A 4,913-nucleotide genomic window follows, 5' to 3' on the forward strand; every position below is an offset into this window, starting at 1 on the left:
TTCCTTTCGCCTAACTCGATAATGGCATAAAAATGCTAAATGATGATATTTCAAATAGTTACATTCCTTGCTTTTCCCTCTGTTTCCCTTGATTCTTAACAACTGATTATGCTCGAAAGATGAGCTTGGATTTACGCATGATTGATGAAAATGCTTACTCAGATCATATCGACAACAAGGCAAGTCACTGTGCCAAGATGCTCAATGACTATTACCAAAAGTACGATGCACAGAAAGGAACGCAGTTCGTGTTCTCTGATTTAGGTACTTACAAGCCTGGCGGAGAGTTCAACATCTATTCTGAAATCAAGAGAAAGTTGGTAGAGGATTATCATATTCCATCCTATGAAATACGCTTCATTCAGGAATGCAAGAATGAGAAAGCCAAGAAAGCGATGGTGGATGCGATGAACCGTGGCGACATCCGCATTATCTTCGGTTCTACATCCATGTTGGGCACAGGTGTGAACGCACAGCAGCGGGCAGTAGCGGTCCATCAACTTGACACGCCGTGGCGACCGTCGGATCTGGAACAGCGTAACGGGCGTGCCATCCGAAAGGGAAATCTTGTTGCCAAGGAGTTTGCGAACAACAAGGTCGATGTGATTATCTATGCCGTAGAGCGTTCCTTGGACAGCTACAAGTTCAACCTGCTGCACAATAAGCAGCTGTTCATCAATCAGCTGAAGACGAATACGCTTGGCAGTCGTACCATTGATGAGGGTTCAATGGACGAGGACAGTGGCATGAACTTCTCCGAGTATGTAGCAGTGCTTTCGGGCAATACCGACCTTTTGGAAAAAGCAAGACTTGACAAGAAGATTACCACCTTGGAATCAGAGCGCAAGAACTTTCTCCGTGAGCGTGATGCCGCAACGGGCAAGCTGGCAGAGATTGAGAGTTCCGTGTCCTTCCATTCCGACAAGATTAAGGAAGCTAAAGCTGACTTGGCTTGCTTTGAGCAGCGTGTGGAGCGGGACAAGGAAGGACTGCCCGTCAATAAACTGACAATCAAAGGTGTGGAGGACAGCACCGACATAAAGGTCATCGCCGCTCGTCTGCACGAGATTGACGAGAAAGCACGTACCAAGGGTGAGTACAACAAGATTGGCGAGGTTTACGGCTTTTCCATCATGGTCAAGACGGAGAGCACTTCCAAGGACTTGTTCGACTGCTCTGTGAACCGCTTCTTTGTCAAGGGACAGGAAAGTATCTACTATACCTATAATAACGGTAAATTAGCGGCAGACCCGAAACTTGCGTGTGAGAACTTCGTAAATGCCTTGGAGCGTATTCCGAAGGTGATAGAGTCGCATGAGAAGGAAATGGCAAAGGCAGCAGCCAACAAAGACGTTTACACCAATATAGCCAAGGGCTCATGGAAGAAAGAGAGCGAACTGCGTGTGCTCAAGAGGGAGGCAGCAGAATTGGACAGAAAGATTGCGCTTACGCTTGCACCGCCAGAGGAGGAAAAAGAAGAGACGGAGAAAGTAAACCAAGGAGAGAATTTGTCTAACAACAATCACTCAGCTGGAGTAAAGAACGAGAGTTATCCTACTCATGACAAGGAAGAAGACAATCGTTCACAAAACTTCAGACCCAAATGGAGACACTAAACGCATGTTTATTATCCAATGGAAGCAAAAATGTCTTACTTTCATTTTTTTTTAGTAGACATAAATAAAGTACGGGAATATTGCAATTGAAATTCCCGTACAAAATTATTGCCAGATAGATTCCCTATTCCAATGGTCTGGAAAACCTATCTTATAAATAGGAATGTCCGGATTTTTCTCTATCAGTGAGATTGTCTTTCTCTTATATGTATCTCCAGCATTGATAGCATTGCACAAGTATAACATGGAAGTAATGATTAGAAATGGCTTCTTTTTAGAGAATTCCGAAAGAGGATGTTGCAGCCAAATGCCTCTTGGATTACTAATATCCATTGGACGTTTTACCATATTTCGACTCCATACTCTTGAATGATGGGCGACAATATTTCTCAAATAGGAGATGGCTTCAAGCCAGCTTGAGAGTTCTGTATGCATATTAAGTCCGAATTCATTGGCAATTCTTGCCTTTTCCGGTAACTGATGATTAAGATTCTTATATATCTTTGAAAGTGTTCCAAAAGTCGCAACTTCAAAAATAATCCATGCGTCAGGCTGTTGGGTAAGAGATATACATTTTCTGTCCTCCCACACTCCATATTTGCATTTGTAGTCTTTTATGAAAATCTCACTGCTACGCATAAACTCGCCCATCAGATCATGTATATGTTGCTGTTGGAGCTCTTCATTGTTGAAAAGTCCCTTATCCATATAGTACAGCCCACCGTATGATTGTGAAAGATGATAAATCATCTTCGTCCGCAACGCAATCTCTATGGCTTCAATGGCATCGAACAAGATAAGACGCAACTCCTTATCAAAGAAATATCGTGCGATAACGTCCTTAAAATTGGCGTCATTCTTGAATATATGCCGTTCTTTGTCTGTTTGCATATCCCACCAATACCCCTTCAAACGGTAGTAGCTGATATGACTTAAATGAAGATGGGCAAACTCCTCATCTTCTATAATCATGCCTCTATGCTTCAGTAAATCGATTTGTTCCTGAATGGAACGTGATTCTTTATTCGCCATAGTATCTATAAAAAAAAATGACTCGCCAGCAGATCTTACGGTATGCCAAGCGAGTACTGTTATCTTTGAGTGTGGAAATCCACAACTAACTTTCTGATTGCAAAGGTAAGTATTTTTTTTGTTTCAGCAAAATAATTGCAGATATTTTTTAAGTGATAAAAATTACCAATCATCTCGCTTCCGTACCATTTTATCTATCTCTTCCCGAAGAAAAAGTAACCTGCCATTGGCTTTAAGATAGGGAATTTTTCCTGCCCACACCCAATTATAGATGGTCTTTTGTTCTACTTTGAGTATCTTGGATACATCTATGATATCCAGATATTCCGGTTTCAGGGGAGGATGGACAGTTGTATCAACAGATTGCTCTTGCAGGATCAGCAGGCGGTCGAGTTTATCCTCGACGCTTATCAGCTTGTCGAACAGGCGTTTTTGCCAAGTGTCTTCGGTTTTATAATCTATGTACGGCATAGTTCTCCTTTTTGATAGTTACCATTGGTATCTTGTGCCAAGATACGTTGTTCTTTCATATAGGCGATGTACTTCTTTGCGGTTCTTTCCTTGATTTCCATTTCGCGCATCAGAACCTCACAAAGCTCTTGGTAAGTGAGCTTGAAAGAATTTCGGAAGGCTTCTTTGACAACGGCAATGAGTTCATCAGCCTTGCGCTTTTCCTTGTCCTCTTTAGATTTCTCGCCACGATAGACGTGCATGTCCTCAGCCTTATCCCAGCCGAAAAGCATCATCGGTACGTCCAACGGACTTCCGTCACGGACTTTCAGAGCTTTCACCACAGAGTATTCAGGATTGTCATCTTTCTCTATGGAGAGAATGCCTGCCGCCTTGCGTTGAAGTTCGGAGCCAATATGCCCACGGAGTTTGATACCATTTGGCACGAAGTGCAGCACGCAGATGATGCAGGTGTTGTAAATCCCTGCGTTTCCGATATAGGCAAATATCGGTTCTGTCGGTGAACTGTGAAGTTCAAACTTCTTGCCCTCGGCAGATACGCTCTCATACCGTTTAAGACTCCGTACCCGAAAAAGCCGGAGTGTATCTTCATGGATACCATAATGCGCCCAATAGTTCAGCAGTCCATCGTCAAATGGCTGTATCTCGAAACTATATGGACGTTCTTCCGTCCGCTTGGTCTTTTCGACCGTAGGACTGGAGGCTATAGGATTTTTATATGACGGTGTGATATGCTTGTTATGCTTTTCGGCATCACATAAAGAATACAATCCAAGTTCTTGTACGATGATTTCCAAAACCTCGGGAAAATTCGTTTTCAGATTCAAACTACGTAACGTTGCCACAAACCAAAAGCAATCCCCTGAATAGGTGGTATCGCCATGATCATAGAATTTATACGAAGAAGTTTTCCTATCATAGTAAATATGACAGGAAGCCCGTTTGTCGTCATAAAAGGGGCTACGGAAGTTTCGGTGAGGATTCACCTCAAAACCAAGGAAATGGGAAAATACATTCAAACCTCCTTGGGTAAGCAAAAGAATCTGTTCTTTTTCTATCATAGTTGTCTGTTTTTAGGATTAAGACATGAACTCATGATAAGATTGTCCTTGAAACGGTTGAGCCGACCAAGAACCTCGTCATTCCTCATACCGGAAACACGGAGGCGGTTGCATTTCGTGGCAATCACGATAGACTTGAAAAAATAACGCACATCACCACCCTCGGTGTAGCGATACCTCACCAACTGCTTCTTGCGCCAACGGTAAAGGGTGGACTCTGAAACATTCAGAGTCCCGATAAGGTCTTTCGTGGTCATCTCCAGCTCGTCGTCAATGTCTTGGATAAGACGGGAGGTGCGCTCAACATACTGCTCAATTCGGTTGAGCCTGTCTATCAGTTCTTGATAGGCTTGGCTTTCTACTGCTATTATTTCCATATGTCATCACAGTTTGGTTTGTAAGATAATGTGCTGCGGTCCCAATTCCTTGGCGAGATCCATTATTTTTCCATAAGTCTCCTCGTCAAACACGTCAATGCCCAGTCGGATAAATGGGGGTGGTATTTCTCTTCTTCTCCTTGCAATGGATGCAAGCAGATCGCCCTCATCCATTTCCAAAACTTTGGCATAGCTACAAATTTGTACTATACTCATGGATACAGCTCCTGTTTCCCATCTTGAGATGGTACTTGAGCTAACTTTCAGTTTTTCAGCGATATACTCCTGTGAGTATCCTTCATGCTCTCGCTTTTCCTTTAGGGTTTTGTGCAACTGTTTCATATGTATAAAGTTAC

5 protein-coding genes and 1 pseudogene are annotated in these 4,913 nt (G+C 42.9%); 1 reads left to right on the forward strand and 5 read right to left on the reverse strand.

The features are described 5' to 3' along the window. Positions 1-95: 95 nt before the first annotated feature. Positions 96-1,616: pseudogene (locus E0E16_RS13150) on the forward strand (helicase-related protein); the annotation flags it as partial. Between the two features lie 105 nt (positions 1,617-1,721). On the opposite strand, the gene E0E16_RS13155 reads toward E0E16_RS13150, so the two are convergent. The 5 genes from E0E16_RS13155 to E0E16_RS13175 form a co-directional block, all read right to left on the reverse strand. Further along, positions 1,722-2,648 carry an Abi family protein gene (locus E0E16_RS13155; RefSeq protein WP_007173248.1) on the reverse strand — a complete coding sequence of 309 codons (927 nt, stop codon included), beginning with the start codon at positions 2,646-2,648 and terminating at the stop codon, positions 1,722-1,724. Positions 2,649-2,810: 162 nt separating this feature from the next. Further along, the gene (locus tag E0E16_RS13160) at positions 2,811-3,119 is read right to left on the reverse strand and encodes a helix-turn-helix domain-containing protein (protein ID WP_007173247.1); all 309 of its coding nucleotides are present in this window, start codon (positions 3,117-3,119) and stop codon (positions 2,811-2,813) included. Further along, positions 3,107-4,180: a hypothetical protein gene (locus E0E16_RS13165; protein WP_130830615.1), complete on the reverse strand. Its 1,074-nt coding sequence runs from the start codon at positions 4,178-4,180 to the stop codon at positions 3,107-3,109. The genes E0E16_RS13160 and E0E16_RS13165 overlap by 13 nt, the downstream gene beginning before the upstream one ends. Then, entirely contained in the window at positions 4,177-4,557 is a 381-nt protein-coding gene (locus E0E16_RS13170) for a MerR family transcriptional regulator (RefSeq protein ID WP_025064767.1), read from the reverse strand. The genes E0E16_RS13165 and E0E16_RS13170 overlap by 4 nt, the downstream gene beginning before the upstream one ends. A 6-nt stretch (positions 4,558-4,563) precedes the next feature. Next, positions 4,564-4,913 (reverse strand): helix-turn-helix domain-containing protein (locus tag E0E16_RS13175; RefSeq protein WP_255418186.1); only part of this gene is annotated, 350 nt, incomplete at its 5' end.

The sequence above is a fragment of the Prevotella rectalis genome (assembly GCF_900607215.1).
Lineage (GTDB): Bacteria > Bacteroidota > Bacteroidia > Bacteroidales > Bacteroidaceae > Prevotella > Prevotella brunnea.